The following is a 15,956-nucleotide window of genomic DNA, read 5'->3' as shown; positions in this document are numbered from 1 at the left end:
CACTCCTTTATAAAAACTTCTTTAGTTGAAAAAGTTCTTTTTCGATTTTTGGTTCTTGCGTTAAATACAGCCATAATGCTTCAATCAGGAAATCCTGGCGCTCTTTCTTTGCTGCTTCTTCTTTAAGAAGCTGAAGAGTAGAAAGAAGCTTTTCTTTATTCGGTGCTGACATTCTGATTTTTTCCTCGACTTTCAGAAAACTTTCTTCAAATGGGCTGAGCGGTGATGGAATGTCGGTTAAGACCGGTTCCATTTGGGAAAGTTGGCCGACAATGGCATCCAGACTTGAAACAATAAAACCGGCTAATTTTGCCGCATCTGCATTCCTGTTTAAAAAAATCAAGTTAATGAAGTATTCGCGTTTAATTCCTTCGAGTACGGTCACAAGGTCGTAAATGAACGGCTGAACTTTTTCGCCGTAGACTTCCAGCAGATTGTTTTTATGTACCGTAAGCTGAGAAATCCGCAATTCCTGAAACAGTTTCTCCAACTGTTCATTTTTATCCTTGGGAAAATCCTTGAATGCCATTAAAAAGAATTCTTTGTTGGTAACAGTCCGTTCAATTTCAAGTACCAGTTTTTTGGTGAAGATTTCTTTGCTGGTTGAGTCTTGGGAAAAATGAGGAGAGGCCAGGTCAGCATACAATTCCTCATGGTAGCGTATTAAGATGTCCATAAAAAGGTTTTCTTTGGAATCAAAATGCTTGTAGAATGCGCCTTTTGAAATTCCGGCTGCGTGGGCGATTTCCTGTACAGAAGTTTGATGAAAACCTTTTAATGAGAAAAAATGAACCGCCTTATTCATTAGTTCCTGCCGTTTGTCCAAAAAATCCCTCCTTGTAACTGGTAGGTCATCAAAAGTGACCGGCTGGTCATTAGTTAAAGGATATAGTTTAAAGCTGCCAGCTGTCAATTTATCCCTCACCATTTTCTATGTCAATATTGTGGCGGAGTTTATATAAGATGTGCTAAGGAACAATCCTTTACATACTGCTTCAGCCGCTTTGAGGAGGGCAAAGACTCAGTCTCACAGACCTTAGCCACCAAGCATGTGCTCCTGCGCATGCTCGTCGCAAAGCTATTGATCGAAATGATTCGGCCAAAAGCTTCGTAGTTGGTTTGCAGAATAGCTGCTGCTGTAAATTATTAGTTCAATTAATATAGTTGAATTTTTCTTGCAACAGCCATGTCAACTTGCCATATTGCCATGCAGGATTTTAACTGTTTTCATTGAATACATATGTTAGAAGAAGTTTTATCTGCAGCAGAAGGGAAGAGGTCAGATGACTTATAAATATATCAATGAACCTACGGTCGAATTACGCATGGAACAGCCCTATGTAGGGATTCCTATACAGGTAACTTTAAAAGAATGGGCTAAGACTACTGTGCTGCTTCCTGAAATTTATGACTGGCTGAACGCAAAAGGCATTGAACCTACTGGCGAACCGTTTTACCGTTATTGGTGCATCGGCAATGATGATACGGAATATAGTCTGGAAGTAGGGGTTCCAATTGAACGGATGGCAGCGGGGAACGATCGGGTGATTGCCAGTTTTATCCCGGGAGGTTCATATGCAACAGCGGTGCATCATGGGCATCCGGATCAGCTGGAGCATTCTCTGAAGGAATTGGAAGAGTGGACGGCAAAAGAAGAGCTGGAAATTGACAAACGGTGGGAAGAAGATGAAGTCTTTTGGAATGGCCGCTTCGAATTTTATTTGACGGATCCTGAATTGGAACCCGATTTATTCAAATGGAAAATTGAAATAGCATTTTTATTGCTGCGGGATGATGCCGCATAACAGGAAAGACACCTCTCTCTGAATTGGATGTTCGGGCCAATTCACAATGAGGTGCCTTTTTTGTTTTTATGGAATTCCAAATACAAAATTTATGTATTGTGTCTGTCTTGGATTTTCATATAATAATAAAGCATTTCATACATACGTGTCCGCTGCTTTTCCAGTGTATGGATGGACACATCCAATTCAACAGAAACATTATGCTGTTCGTAAATAATTCTGGTTTTGCCGGCAGCAAGCTTTTCAGTGCGGTAATCGTGATTGAATATCCAAATGCATTCCGGATGAGTTGGAGATTTTGTCGGAAATGCAGCAACGCCGTCATTGGATATAAGGATGGGTGTTTTCTTATGCTGCTTAAGATTGTACCGTGTCGCTTTGACTCGACCGTCATAGGTTGAGGCATAAAGCATGCAGGCCTGATCAAGTAATTGCAGGGCGGGGAGGCGCGAATAATACTCTCCATGCTTTGTTACCACTTTTGTCTTGCGCTCTGTTTCAAATGAAGAAATTAAAAATAATGCTGATCGATCTATGAAGTTCTCTTCGTATTTCCCCAACTACTTGCTCCCCTTTCAGTGTTCTAAAGAATCTTACCATTCACCTTGCACAGAATCAATACAGTGTTCAGAAAAAATTATGTATTTCGACTTTTTATTTATAACATACGTCATGTATCTATTCCTTTAAAGGGAATAAAGATAGATCTTATTGCTTATTTGTTGTTTTGTTTCTTTCGTGAACCTTTATTAAGCTGAGTGTACCCGGGAATAATAAGAACGTTCAGAAGGAAAGTCCATTGAAGAATTTTGAAGAAGCGATTGTCCAATATTCACCCATGATTTCTGCTATTATCCGTAAACTGCATATTTACCGTGATTATGAGACTTATAAGCAAGTTGGTAAAATAGCACTTTGGCAAGCATGTCTCCGGTTTGATGAAACAAAAGGGAATTTTACTCCGTTTGCCTATCGCAGTATTCACGGCGCAATGCTTGACGAGCTCAAAAAGGAAACACGCTTTGCCGATCGCTTTACTGTGGCAGAAAATGAACAGTTTGAATGGATCAGCGATGATCGTGTGACAGATGAATTGCCTGAATGGATCCAAACGGCTTTACTGGCGGAAGCAGAATATATTTTGCTTGAAGATTTATTCGTAAAAGGGAAAAGCTTAAGGGAATTAGCTTCTATTTCTGGAATTTCGCATGCAGGTATGAAAAAGAGGCGGGAAAGAGTGCTGAAAAAAGTGAAAGACCGCATAGCGCCGGATATTTTTGATTGAAAAGCATTGAAGAGAACAAAACGGCTGCTCAATGAGCAGCCATTTTTACAGCGTGTTGAGAAAGTTGAAATTTGTATTAGGTATGATCCCTTAACCGATATTCCGCCAACCAGCTGCGCTTGCCGCGGGCGAGCGCCAAGCCGCTTCGTCGCTCACGCTCCTGCAGGGTCTCGGCTGTCTCGCTATCCCGCAGGCGTCTCCGCTGGTTGGCTCCATATCTGGAGAACAGATACAAACATTAGAGAGCTTTCCGAATCAACTCCTTATTCCAGAGAAGCTCTAAAGGTGGCAAAAGGAAGCTGAATGCAGCGGAAGGCGGCGACTTCTGCGGGAATAGGGCGAGTCCTGAGACCCCGCAGGGAGCGGCAGCGAGCGAGGAGGCTCAGGCCGCTCCCCGCGAAAAGCGTCCGCCCTGGAGCGAAATGAGAAAAGGCTGCCGAGAAACTCTCGACAGCCGTTTTACTTATTTAATAATTGTTTTAAAAATGGAAGGACCGCTTGTTCTTTTAACTTTGCTTCGAACATAATGTCCGCATCCGTATCCCCTAACAATAGAAGCAATTCATTAAAGTCTGTCTCCGAGACTAAGTCGTGGTGGCGCAAATCGGTAAAACCTTCTTTGCCTGTACTTATATGGATTTTGGGTATACCGTAGCCTTCCCAAGTCGCCAGGATCTCGGCAAAATCAACCGGTGTTCCATCATTATTGCAATTATGATGATGGATATCGAAGCATACCGGAATGCCGCACATTTTGCTTACTTCCAGCACATCACGGATGGTGAAGGTTTTATCATCATTTTCAAGACGCAGCCGCCGTTTGATGCTTTCAGGCAACTTCAAATAGTTTTCAGCGAAACGGGCTTTAGCTGCAGCCTTATCGCCATAAGCTCCGCCTGTATGGACAATTAAATCGTTGCCGCCGAGCAATTGGATAAGCCGGTCATGATACTCCAAATCCTGAATCGATTTTTCCACCACTTCAGGTTTTGGGGAATTTAATACCGTGTATTGGCCAGGGTGCATGGAAACGCGCATTTGATGGGTCTGTACCAAATCCCGAATTTGTCCTGCGATAAACAAAAACTCAGGGTCTTCCCACCAGACCCAATCATTTATGGGATGGGTGGATAAAGGGATCAAATTGCTTGAAGCCCGGTAAAATAGAATATCATTCACTAGATTCCATTGAATGATTTCAAGTGTGGTCTGCATATTTTTTAATGTCAGCTCTTTTATTTTAGCTGTTCCCTCTGTTTCTGCAGTTGCCACCCGCAATGTTCTGAAGATGGTTTTTAATTCTGTGTTCATACATGCATAGCCTAATCTCATATAGTTCAACTCCTTATGAGCACTATACCCGATTTTAAAGTATGATATCGCTTGTTTTAAGATATCTGATAGATTGTCCGAAGTTCTAAGGGAAATGACAACGGGCGGTTCATGTATAATAAAGGAAAATCATTTAAAGGAGGAAATTCAATGAGAGCAGAAATTATTCAAAACGAGCAGGGCTATACCGCCACTTTCGAACGGCAATTACAGCAGGAATCCAATCAGGTTTGGGCAATGCTGACCGAAAACAGTAAATTGCAGCAGTGGTTCGCAGAGCTGACGATAGAGGATTTGCAAAAAGGGGGGAACATCACATTCGATATGGGTGACGGCACATTTGAAAATATGGCCATTCTTGATTACGAAGAAGGAAAGTCGATTGCCTTTGAATGGGCGGAAGACGAAGTTCATTTTGAAGTAACACCAGAAAATGGAGGCACAAAACTCGTGCTGGTGGAAACAATCAGTAAAATTACTCCACATACGGCAAGAGACCTTGCTGGATGGCATGTTTGCCTGGATGCAATCGTAGCTATTTTAAACAAAGAAGAAATTGCCCGCCAGGAAGAATGGAATAAGGAATATCCTGAATACCAGCGTCTATTGGAAAGCATGACTGGATCAATCGAATAAAAGAGAGAGCCGGCCGCATAAGCGGTTGGCTCTCTTGAATTTTAATATGATTAATAATCACTCCACATCAAATTCAAAGACATTCTGTTCTTTGAATAACCCTTTTTCATAAACCCTTTCCACAAATGTTACATGGTTATCATTATCAATCAAAACGACTGTTGCCGAACGCGTACCATACTCGGGTGTCTTGATGAACATGGAAGAAAGCATGCGTTCGAATTCAATTCCGATACCGGTTTCCGGCAAGGCAGAATCGTCTGCTTGCTCACTGTCGGCCAAGAAACTGAATAAATCATCTGCAGCAACTTCCTCATGTTCAGATAAATACCTCTCCAGATAATTCTTCCCTTTAATCACTTTCGGCCAAGGCGTATTGAGTAAATGATTGCTCAGCCCGTGGATTCCGGGCTCAATTTCTGTGATGCAATTTTCGATATTGTTATAGTAGTATAAGTGATCCGCATCACCGACAAGAATATTAAAGCCCGTGTAATTTTCAGGAATCAATGATTCCAAAAATAATTGCGGCTCCATGTCAGATGTTAAAAAGTCCCGGACAATCGCGCCGCGAGAGATTTTATTCGCTTCCGGCATGGAGGGGTCCCGGAAGTTGGTGAGAGCAGCAATCCGGCCGTTTTTGGCCACTCCAAGCCAAGTACCCATTTGCATTAAATCTCGGCCTGCCAATAAAGCAGGCGCGTCTTTCCAGAAATGGGCAGGTTCTGTTGGACGATTGTAAAATTCATCCCGGTTTGCTGCCAGAACCAATTTGTATTTTGGATGATCCTTGTATTGAAAGTTAACCAAACACATGAAAGCCACCCCTTTTTCATTTCATTATATAGAAGGTATGGAAGGGTTAACAGGGAGAGGACTTTTATATGGGGTGTACTCTGGAGGAAATTATGGGGAGGGAAATTAAGGGGATTTCAACTTCAGCTTTTATAAGAAAGCTTGAATTTATTATTGCCCAATAAATGAAGATTGCTATAATGACAAGTAATAGCGCTAAATGAGGGAGGACTGTCGTGATGAGAAAAATCAGCATTGGCTTTATATCGCCATATGATGCGATGGTTCCAATGATTGAAGAATTAAAGCAAGGCCAGACCGATTTGGAGATTTCTGCTGAAGTAGGAAATCTGGAAAAAGGAGTGTCCATCGCAAAAGAGATGGAAAAGCAGGGGACTGATATCATAATCAGTCGGGGTGGGACGGCTAAATTGATACGGGATGCTGTGTTGCTTCCGGTTATTGATGTCCATATGTCCGGTTATGATTTAATGCGCTCGATCATGCTGGCGAATGACCATTCCGAAGAAAAAAAAGCGCTGGTGGGCTTTTCCAATATAACAATAGGAGCGGCTTCGATTGTCAGCTTGCTGGAAATTGATATGGAAGTGGTAACCTTGACAGACGCTTCGGAAGTAGAGACGATCTTAACTCAGTTAAAAGAAGCTGGATATACACGAATTCTTGGTGATGTTGTGACTGTCAATGCAGCGGCACGGCACGGCTTGAACGGGCTGTTGATCCAATCGGGACGTGAGGCGATTTTACAATCGTTTGAAGAAGCGCGGCGGCTATTTAAAACCCTGAAAAAAAATCAGCAATTGCTGCGGGTTTTAGGACAGCTGGTTACTGAGCGAGAGCAGGACTTTATGATTGCTGCAGAAAGTGGCATTGTCTTATTCGAAAACTGGCTTTCTTTCGAACGTCTCCCGATAGCCAGTGAAGAGCTGGAATCACTGAAGAAGCAGGTGCTGGAAGAGGGTTCATCAGTATTAAGAGTTATAAACGATGCGGAATTTCCTTTTAGTGTTCAGGTAAATTCATGGCAAGACCGGAATGAACTCCTTTTTTCTTTCTTTTTCAAACGCATTTCTGCTTCAACTCTGGAACTATATGGAGGCAAAGCTGAAGAAATCAATCAGCTGCCTCAAATAGTAACGGAAAGTAAAGCCATGAAGAACATTAAACAATTGATAGAAGAACCCCTGCTAGCGGCAGAGCCTGTTATTTTGGTGGGGAAAGCAGGGACAGGCAAACAGACGATTGCCCGCTATATTCATGCCTACCATGAAAAAAAGGGATATTTCGTTTCTCTGTCAATTGAAGAGCTGAAAAAGTCATTCGGGGAATTGCATTCTTTAAATACCTCGACTTTATTTTTAATAGTGAATAAAGTTTCTGCTGCATTGAATGTCTATGAAATTAAAGAGCTGCTTACCATTATGGCTGCCCAAAAAGTACAAGTTATTTTATCAACTGAAGAAATGCCTTCGGAATTAGCCGAGGCACTGGAATTGCATGAAGCCATTAGAATTATTCTGCCGGATTTAAACGACAGGCAAGAAGATATTGAATTTCTGGTTCGTCAATTTTTAACTGAATTTCATCAATCGCTTGGCACGCAGCCGATCAAAGTGCGGGATGATGCAATGGAAGAGTTGAAACAAATCGAATGGAACGGCCACTTGAATGAACTGAAAGCATACATTAAAAAATTGGCTTTAGCTGAAAAAGATTATGTCATTGAGAAAAGCGCTTTGCAAAAAACACCAGTGACTTCTCACGTCCCTCGTAAAGAAAAAGGATTCATCATTAGCGAAAAAGATACTTTAAAAACAATCGAACGAAAAATCATTGAGCTAATTTTGCAAGAAGAAGGATACAACCAAACAAAAGCTGCAAAACGGCTAGGCATAAATCGGGCAACTCTATGGCGCAAACTCAAAAGCTGAGTTTGCGTTTTTTGTTGTTCTTATCGTTGCATTTTTAAACTATTTTTTATTTTAATGAAATTATCGGTTTAATAGTGTTGCTTTTTGATGCTGAAGTTTTTATAGTGTTAGTTGAAAGCGGTTTCTAATAAAAGATTATTCAAATAATAAATAAAGGAAAGAGGGAGAAAAATGAAAATTAAAAAAACACTGGAACGTATTCCAGGCGGTATGATGGTCGTCCCTTTGCTGTTGGCTGCAACAATCAATACCTTGGCACCGGATTTATTGAGAATTGGCGGTTTCACGGAAGCGCTTTTTGTCGATAGTGCAAATGCCCTTATCGCTTTGTTCCTTCTTTGTACTGGGGCGCAGATTAATGTTAAAATGTTTGGCGTCTCCTTGGCTAAAGGGGCGACGCTGTTAACAACGAAATGGGTAGTCGGTGCAGCAGTTGGGCTTATTGCATATATGTTTGCCGGTGATAATGGCTTATGGCTTGGAATTGCTCCTATAGCTGTAATTGCTGCAATGACAAACAGCAATGGCGGCCTTTACATGGCACTTGTAGGACAATACGGCGGAAAAGATGACCGCGCTGCTTATTCTTTGTTAGCATTAAACGATGGTCCATTCTTGACTATGGTCGCTTTGGTTATTTTCGGGACGATGGGATTTGTCGAAGGGCTATTTTCTCCGTTAACTTTTATAGCTGTCCTGTTGCCGATTATTATCGGAATGATACTTGGAAATCTGGATGAAGATATGCGTTCTTTCTTGGAACAAGGCAGCTCAATGCTGATTCCGTTCTTCGCTTTCGCCCTTGGAATGGGCATTGATTTCCAAGCGATTATCGAAGGTGGACTAGGTGGAATTGCTCTTGGTTTAATGACGGTGTTCATTACAGGTACTGCAGGATACATGATCTTTAAAGCATTAAAATGGAATCCGATTGTTGGAGCCGCAGAAGGTTCAACAGCCGGAAACGCAGTAGCAACTCCAGCGGCTATTGCTGCAGCGAACGCAAGTTTTGCATCGATGGTTGATATTGCAACAGTACAGGTAGCTGCATCTACCGTGACGACAGCAATTTTGCTGCCTCTGTATATTGCATTTTTAGTAAAACGATTAGAAAGAAAAGGATTTATGTTCGATAATGGGTCTTTGATTAGAAAAGAGGCTTTAAGGAGTGACGGATAATGACAGCTCAGCTTGGCATCATTGCAGATGATTTTACAGGAGCAAACGATAGTGGAGTAAGACTGGCGCAAAAAGGCTTAAAGTCGAAGGTTATACTCTCCGGTCCAGAAGAACAACATGACACCGATAACCAGGACATAGATGTGTGGATTGTCGATACGGATAGCCGTGCGATGGCTGAAGAAGATGCTTATCATGCAGTTTTTCATGAAGTAACACGATTAAAAAAACGGGGAGTAGAGTCATTCTACAAAAAGGTCGACTCTACTCTTCGAGGTTCAGTTGCGGCAGAATTGAAAGCGTTGCAGGATGCGGCGGCAATGGACGTTATATTTGTTGCACCGGCTTTTCCCGACATGGGAAGAACTGTGGAAGAAGGTGTTTTATATGTCAATGGGGCAGCTATTACAGAAACGGAATTTGCGCAGGATCCGAAAACTCCGGTGCTTCACAGCTATATACCGGATTTATTAGCTTCAGGCAATATTAAAACAGCAGTGCTGACACGTCGCATCCTGCATTCAGCTACCCCAGAAAAATGGGTGTTAGAACAAGTGCGATTTGGAGTTCGATGGATTGTATGTGATGCTGTAGAAGAAGAAGACTTTCGTTTATTGGCGCAACTCGAACCAAATCTAGACTTAAAAATCGGTTGGGCTGGTTCAGCGGGTTTGATCAATCATTTATATACAAAGCAGGCAAGAGGCAGTCAAAAAAAAACTTTGCCAAAACCGGTCGGTAAAGTATTGGTAGTTTCGGGGAGTTTGTCGGCAAAAACTCAGGAGCAGCTGAAAAGACTTGAGATTAGAAAAGCCACAAAAATGATTGAAATAGACCCATTGGAACTGTTGAAAGATCCGGTGCAAGCCGGCAAAAGAATTTCTGTTCTTGCGGAACCTGACAGCTGGGATAGTGCTGTTATATTCGTTGACGGGTCCAAAGAAAACCGGAATAAGGTCAGTGAATGGGCCACTGAATTTCACTGGACTGCCAATCAAACAGGCAAGGCCATATCTGAAGGGTTGGGACATCTGGTCCATGCCGCACTGGAAGTGGCAGATTTTGATGCTATTATCATGACCGGCGGAGACACGGCAAAAGACATTTGCAGTATCCTCGGCATCCTTGATATGGAGCTGCTTTTTGAAGTGGAAGCTGGTCTGCCGCTCGGTTTGATGAAATGGAACAATAAAGAATTAGTGGCTATTACAAAAGCTGGCGGATTCGGCATGGCCGATTCACTTGGCAATGCTGTGAATTATTTGAGAGGAGTGAAACTGCATGCAAGCAAGTAAACCGATTATCGGAATTACTATGGGAGACGCTGCTGGTGTTGGACCTGAAATTATTTTAAAAAGTTTTGAACACGATGTTGTCCATGATACAAGCCGTTCGTTCGTCATAGGCGACGCTTCAATTTTAGAACGTGCAAAGAAGTTTACAGGAAGCACAAAAACCATCAATCGCATCAGCCATGTTTCCGAAGCAAATTTTGAAAAAGAAGCAATTGATTGTCTGGATCTGAACTTGCTTTCGGATTCTTTGCCAATTGGACAAGTTTCACCCGAAGCGGGAGATGCAGCTTTTCAATACTTGGCAAAAGCGATTGACCTGGCAAATGCCAAAGAAATTGATGCGATATGTACTGCACCGTTAAACAAAGAGGCGCTTCAAAAAGGCGGCCATATGTACCCGGGGCACACCGAAATCTTAGCCGAGTTGACCGGTACTAAAGATTATTCGATGATGTTATCGGCTCCAAACTTAAAGGTTATTCATGTAACCACCCATGTTGGCATTATTGATGCTATTAACATGATTACACCTGAACGCGTATTCTATGTGATTCAGCTGGCGCATGATACCTTATTAAAAGCTGGAATTGAAGAACCCAAAATCGCAGTGTGCGGCATTAATCCGCACGCGGGCGAGAATGGATTATTTGGGTACGGTGAAGAAGAAGAAAAAGTAATTCCTGCTGTCGAGAAAGCAAAAGCAATGGGAATAAACGTTCAAGGACCGCTTCCTGCCGACACACTGTTTTTCCGTACTGTTCGTGGAGATTTTGACATCGTCGTTGCCATGTACCATGATCAGGGCCATGCACCTGTCAAAGTACTAGGGCTTGAAGCGGGAGTCAATATTACAGTCGGGTTGCCGATTATCCGGACAAGTGTCGACCATGGAACAGCATTTGATATTGCAGGAACAGGCATTGCTGATGAAAAAAGCTTAGTTGAAGCATTGCGCCAAGCTGTAGAGCTGGCTCCGAAAAATCAATGAATTAGAAAAAACCGTTTATGCGCAAATGCATAAACGGCTTTTTTGATTGCAAATTAAACGTAAAAGCTTTGTATGGAGATCTTACTGCCAAAGTTGTTTTCGAATAAATATATAAAGAGAAATTCACTTCAACTGCAAATGCTCTTTCAATTGATCTTTTACAGCAGCGAATTCATCTTCATCCATCATGTAATACCAAATGCCGCCAATTGTTTCGCCAGTCCCTTTTTCAAAAATGAGCTGCTCTACATTTTTCGAAGCTTCCCGGTAATTGCTCTGAATATCAATCATGGCATTAAATTCCATATTGGTTTTAACGTTTTTTCCTAAAGCATCAAAAATTTTAGGGTAATTGAACAGCGTAGTGGCGGAGACCGCTTCTGTCATTATGCTTTTGATTACTTGCTTTTGGCGGTCCTGGCGGCCAAAGTCGCCGTTGGGATCTTGATACCTCATGCGCACATAGTCTAATGCCTCATCACCAGACAAGGTGATGACTCCTTTTTCAAAGCCGTCAAAAGCAAAGGAATTATCAACTGTGATGCCGTCCAAAGCATCGATTATATCTTTAAAGCCGTCCATATTCAATTGGACGACATAATCAATCGGAATATCCAGTAAGTTCTCCGTGGTATCAAGCGACATTTCAATTCCTCCGAAAGCATAAGCGTGATTAATTTTATCCGACATATCAAGCCCTACGATTTCTGTATAGGTGTCTCGGGGAATACTGACCATTTTTGTAGATTGATCCGCTGGATTAATAGTCAAAACGATCATTGTATCGGAGCGTCCCCGGTCATCTTCTCTTTCATCGACTCCCAATAGCAGAACAGATATCGGATTTTTCTCTTCCAGCACTATTTTTTCCGCTCGTTTTGGTGATGCTTCTCTTTCAATGGGCTGGTGGATGTTATCCAATGTGCTTGAAGCTTTAGGGAAGAAGACAACTAGATAAATGACACCAAGCAAAATAAAAAATATGAGGGAGCGATTAACCCAGCGCTTCTTTTTTTTAGTTTTTCGGCTTTTGTTATTTGGTTTAAACATGCATTTCACCTCTTCTTGGGGCAACATTTGCCCTAAATATGAAATATGCGACCAATGAACGTATAAATTCCTTTTATATAGCTTAATCGCTTTGAATTAATAGGTCAATAGTTTTAATTGAATTTTCAGAAATAAATAAGTTTTATTTTTGTGTGATAAATGGTATGATTCTAGTAAATCAAACAACCTATTTTAAATCCATTAATTGTAATTATTCTTCCTTGATTTTTCTGAATAATCCGTTATCCAGAAAAATATTTATTGTAAACTTTTCCGGATGCATATTCTACCAGCAATAATTGAACTTCAAGAAAACAGAGGTGTTCTATATGTCTTCAACTTATCAAAATATATCTTTGGCGATTAAAGTATTGTTTATGTTTTGGATATTGCTAATGTTCATAGGAATTGATGAACAGCCGGACCGTCAAATCAAAAGTGAACAGACTATACAGCTTGACTCTGCCCAAAGACATCTGGAAATCGAAGATGAAGTATTTATTTTCGAGGATCAAGAAGGGGATTTGACAATTGAAGATGTTACACAGCCGCTGATAGAAATGCAATTTCTTCCAAACAACGATGGCATACCGAATGAAGGGTTTACCGATCATGTCTATTGGTTGAGATTTCAAATACAGAATCAGGAACCTGAAAAAAATTGGCTGCTTGAAATTGCAGCTCCTTCTTTAGATAGCGCTATTTTATATTCGCCGATTTCTGCAGGAGAATTTGAAGCAAAAGAGTTGGGAAGGACCAGTGATTCGGGCGATAGTAATTTTTATCACCGAAACTTGATTTACCAATTGGAAATGCCGGAGACGGCTGAGAAGACTTTTTATATGAGAGTAGAATCAGCTGGACCGCTGCAAATTCCGATCTCCATATGGGAAATGGGAGGTTTTGAAGAGAAGGGCCGAACGACTGCGGCTCTCATCGGAATTGTCAGCGGAATCATTTTTGTGTTATTGCTTTATCACTTGGTGCAATTTATAAAAGTGCGGCAATTGAGTTATTTATATTATGCCTTTCTTGCTTTTTCATTAATTTTTACATTTACTTCATTAGCAGGGCTGACATTGGCATTTATTTGGCCGGATGTGCTTTGGCTGGATGAACAGTTCTTATTATTATTTATAGGATTATCGAATATTTTCGCCATTCTTTTTGCGGAAAACTTTTTGGACATGCGGCGCCATCTTCCAAGAGCCGAGAAAATTTTTCAGTTTTTGATTGCCGTCAGTTTACTGGGGATAGGTATTTTGTTCTTTTCCAGCGAAACGGTGCGCTGGGTGCTTCCGGCTTTGCTGCTGGCTACAATCGCTTTTATATTCGTTCTGGCCATTATCTGTATGAACAAAGGAATATTGTATTCCCGTTATTTTGCAATAGCCCTGTTTTTGCTGGTGTTTGGAATAGGGGTATCGTTCTCAACGCTTGCCGGCCTGTTGCCTTTGACAGATCGGTCTCATCATGGCGGCTATCTGGCTGTATGTCTCGGGGTGTTTTTCATGGCACTGGCATTAACGGACAAGGCTGCTGTAAAGCGGCAGGAAAAATACAATCTTGAACGCAAAGCGATAGAACGGCAACGTTTGGCTATGGAGTCATTAAAACATGCCAATGAACGGAAAGATGAATTGCTGGCTATTACATCACATAGTTTAAGAACGCCTTTATATGGAATGATCGGAATAGCGGAATCTCTTCAGGAGATGTCTGCCGGAAGAGTTTCTCAAGCAATGTCCCATCAACTTGGCACTATCATATCGAGTGGGAAAAAATTGGCGCATATGATCAATGACATCCTGGATTTCTCGAAGCTGAAACAGAATGCCTTGGATATCCATGTAGAGCCAGTAAACTTATCCAATATAGTGGAAGCCGTAATAACGGTATGTGCGCCGTTAGTAAAAGATAAAGATGTGGCACTTTACCAGACCATCTCTGACAGCGTGCCTTTGGTTATTGCAGATTCAGACCGGGTCCAGCAGATATTGTTCAATTTGGTTGGCAATTCAATCAAGTACACTCAAACCGGCGAAATTGTGATTTCTGCACAAAAAGCTGGGAAGCAAGTTAAAATTTCAGTCAGGGATACAGGAAAAGGGATACAGCCAGACAAAATTCCATCATTATTCGAGCCTTACAGACAGGAAGATGAAGAATCTGGCACAGCAAGCGGAGTTGGAATTGGATTGAATATTTCAAAGCGGTTGATTGAACTGCAAGGAGGGTGGCTGGAGGTTGAATCGGAAGTAGGTGCCGGATCTACATTCAGTTTCACGCTTCCGATCTATATAAAAGAAGAATTGGAAGAAACCGAAGCTGACGAAGATATTGTCGTAGAAGAGTTATCTACCGAAGAACTGGCACATTCAATGGTGCAGCGCAGATTCGACAGGAAACAAATGAGAGTTCTGGTTGTTGACCATGAAGATATCAACCGGCAGATGGTAACTTATCAGCTTATGAGAGAAGGCTTCGAAGTAACAGGAGTTACAGAAGGGCAAGGTGCTTTGCAGCTGCTGGAAGAACAGCCTATCGATATGGTCATTTTGGAATGGGAATTGGCAGATATGACTGGCGATGAACTATGCCGCAACATTCGGAAGAAATTTACTTTGACTGAATTGCCGATATTGATGTTATCGAAAGAAGAAGGGCTTCAGCATAAAACAAATGCCTTTACCGCAGGAGCTAATGATTATTTAGTGAAACCATGCGATAAAGAAGAATTTTTAATGCGCGTAGAGACGCTCGCGAACTTAAGAAGCCTGACACAAGAAATCACTAATATTAATTACTTCCTGGAGCGCAATATTAAAGAACGAACCATGGCACTGGAAATCACCAACATGAATCTAGTGACAGTCAATGATGAAATTCAGGAAATCGAGAAATCACGGAATGAGATGCTTTCTACAATCTCGCATGAATTAGGTACTCCGATTACATTGATCCATAGTTATATCCAAGCGGTAAAAGAAAGTTTAATTGATGAAAAGAACCCCCGGTATTTGGATATGATCCATAATAAATTATTGCTGCTGGAGCGGTTAACGGAAGATCTGGTTGAGCTGTCGAAATACAAATCGGGCAATATGACTTTGAGGTTTGAGCAAGTAGAGCTGGGAAGCTGGCTGCAGCGCCTGATTATTGGAATGGAATCAGATGTTACCCAAAGCGGCCGCATTTTTGAACATCATAAAGGAAAACATGAGTCTTGGGAAGACAAAATGATATTGTCCATAGATGTTGACCGGATTGATCAAGTATTTTCGAATGTTTTATGGAATGCTGTCAAACATACATCTTCAATAGATGGCAAGATTACGGTTTCTGCCGAAGTTTATACCAATGATAAAGAAGATGCGGTACTTGACCTGGAAGAATTTGACGGAGAAGTGATTATTAAAGTATCCGATACAGGAAGCGGCATTGATAAAGATGTCTTGCCTCATATTTTTGACCGCTTTTTCAAAATGGATGAATCCACAAAACATAAAGGCAGTGGGTTGGGGCTTGCAATTGCAAAAGAAATTATTCTATCGCATAAAGGTGAAATTTGGGCAGAAAGTGAAGTAGGCAAAGGAAGTGTGTTCTATATCGCGCTGCCGCTGAATTTCTGATTATTTA

At 41.5% G+C, this 15,956-nt stretch carries 13 protein-coding genes; 8 read left to right on the top strand and 5 right to left on the bottom strand.

Translation table 11 applies throughout. The annotated features are described in order from the left end of the window. Positions 1–7: 7 nt before the first annotated feature. A complete protein-coding gene (locus QWY16_RS14420; protein WP_300989920.1) occupies positions 8–826 on the bottom strand; it encodes a TetR/AcrR family transcriptional regulator in 819 nt (272 codons plus the stop codon). 457 nt (positions 827–1,283) lie between these two features. Between QWY16_RS14420 and QWY16_RS14415 the strand changes: the two genes are divergently transcribed. Then, a complete protein-coding gene (locus QWY16_RS14415) occupies positions 1,284–1,805 on the top strand; it encodes a GyrI-like domain-containing protein (RefSeq protein WP_300989919.1) in 522 nt (173 codons plus the stop codon). 89 nt (positions 1,806–1,894) lie between these two features. On the opposite strand, the gene QWY16_RS14410 is transcribed toward QWY16_RS14415, so the two are convergent. Further along, entirely contained in the window at positions 1,895–2,365 is a 471-nt protein-coding gene (locus tag QWY16_RS14410; protein ID WP_300989918.1) for a competence protein ComK, read from the bottom strand. Between the two features lie 239 nt (positions 2,366–2,604). Here QWY16_RS14410 and QWY16_RS14405 point away from each other — a divergent pair, with 239 nt between their 5' ends. Further along, positions 2,605–3,090 (top strand): sigma-70 family RNA polymerase sigma factor, encoded by a 486-nt coding sequence (locus tag QWY16_RS14405; protein ID WP_300989917.1) that lies wholly within the window; start codon positions 2,605–2,607, stop codon positions 3,088–3,090. A 459-nt stretch (positions 3,091–3,549) separates the two neighbouring features. Here the strand turns inward: QWY16_RS14405 and uvsE are convergent, their stop codons facing one another. Further along, positions 3,550–4,422, bottom strand: coding sequence for a UV DNA damage repair endonuclease UvsE (uvsE, locus tag QWY16_RS14400; protein WP_300989916.1), 873 nt, complete (start codon positions 4,420–4,422; stop codon positions 3,550–3,552). A 150-nt stretch (positions 4,423–4,572) separates the two neighbouring features. Here uvsE and QWY16_RS14395 point away from each other — a divergent pair, with 150 nt between their 5' ends. Further along, the gene (locus QWY16_RS14395) at positions 4,573–5,058 is read left to right on the top strand and encodes an SRPBCC family protein (protein ID WP_300989915.1); all 486 of its coding nucleotides are present in this window, start codon (positions 4,573–4,575) and stop codon (positions 5,056–5,058) included. Positions 5,059–5,115: 57 nt separating this feature from the next. Here the strand turns inward: QWY16_RS14395 and QWY16_RS14390 are convergent, their stop codons facing one another. Further along, positions 5,116–5,874: an NRDE family protein gene (locus QWY16_RS14390; RefSeq protein ID WP_300989914.1), complete on the bottom strand. Its 759-nt coding sequence runs from the start codon at positions 5,872–5,874 to the stop codon at positions 5,116–5,118. 218 nt (positions 5,875–6,092) lie between these two features. Here QWY16_RS14390 and QWY16_RS14385 point away from each other — a divergent pair, with 218 nt between their 5' ends. The 4 genes from QWY16_RS14385 (at position 6,093) to pdxA (ending at position 11,267) form a co-directional block, all read left to right on the top strand. Next, entirely contained in the window at positions 6,093–7,805 is a 1,713-nt protein-coding gene (locus tag QWY16_RS14385) for a sigma-54-dependent transcriptional regulator (protein WP_300989913.1), read from the top strand. 171 nt (positions 7,806–7,976) lie between these two features. After that, entirely contained in the window at positions 7,977–8,984 is a 1,008-nt protein-coding gene (locus tag QWY16_RS14380) for a 2-keto-3-deoxygluconate permease (RefSeq protein ID WP_300989912.1), read from the top strand. Further along, complete coding sequence (locus tag QWY16_RS14375) at positions 8,984–10,279, top strand: four-carbon acid sugar kinase family protein (RefSeq protein WP_300989911.1); 1,296 nt, start codon at positions 8,984–8,986, stop codon at positions 10,277–10,279. The genes QWY16_RS14380 and QWY16_RS14375 overlap by 1 nt, the downstream gene beginning before the upstream one ends. Next, on the top strand, positions 10,266–11,267 hold the full coding sequence (gene pdxA / locus QWY16_RS14370; RefSeq protein WP_300989910.1) for a 4-hydroxythreonine-4-phosphate dehydrogenase PdxA: 1,002 nt from the start codon (positions 10,266–10,268) through the stop codon (positions 11,265–11,267). The genes QWY16_RS14375 and pdxA overlap by 14 nt, the downstream gene beginning before the upstream one ends. 123 nt (positions 11,268–11,390) lie before the next feature. On the opposite strand, the gene QWY16_RS14365 is transcribed toward pdxA, so the two are convergent. Next, positions 11,391–12,317 (bottom strand): LCP family glycopolymer transferase, encoded by a 927-nt coding sequence (locus QWY16_RS14365; protein ID WP_300989909.1) that lies wholly within the window; start codon positions 12,315–12,317, stop codon positions 11,391–11,393. A gap of 329 nt (positions 12,318–12,646) precedes the next feature. Here QWY16_RS14365 and QWY16_RS14360 point away from each other — a divergent pair, with 329 nt between their 5' ends. Then, positions 12,647–15,949 carry an ATP-binding protein gene (locus QWY16_RS14360; RefSeq protein WP_300989908.1) on the top strand — a complete coding sequence of 1,101 codons (3,303 nt, stop codon included), beginning with the start codon at positions 12,647–12,649 and terminating at the stop codon, positions 15,947–15,949. Positions 15,950–15,956 lie beyond the last annotated feature (7 nt).

The organism is Planococcus shenhongbingii (assembly GCF_030413635.1).
Taxonomy (GTDB): domain Bacteria; phylum Bacillota; class Bacilli; order Bacillales_A; family Planococcaceae; genus Planococcus; species Planococcus shenhongbingii.
This window is presented reverse-complemented; position numbering and strand designations above follow the sequence as displayed.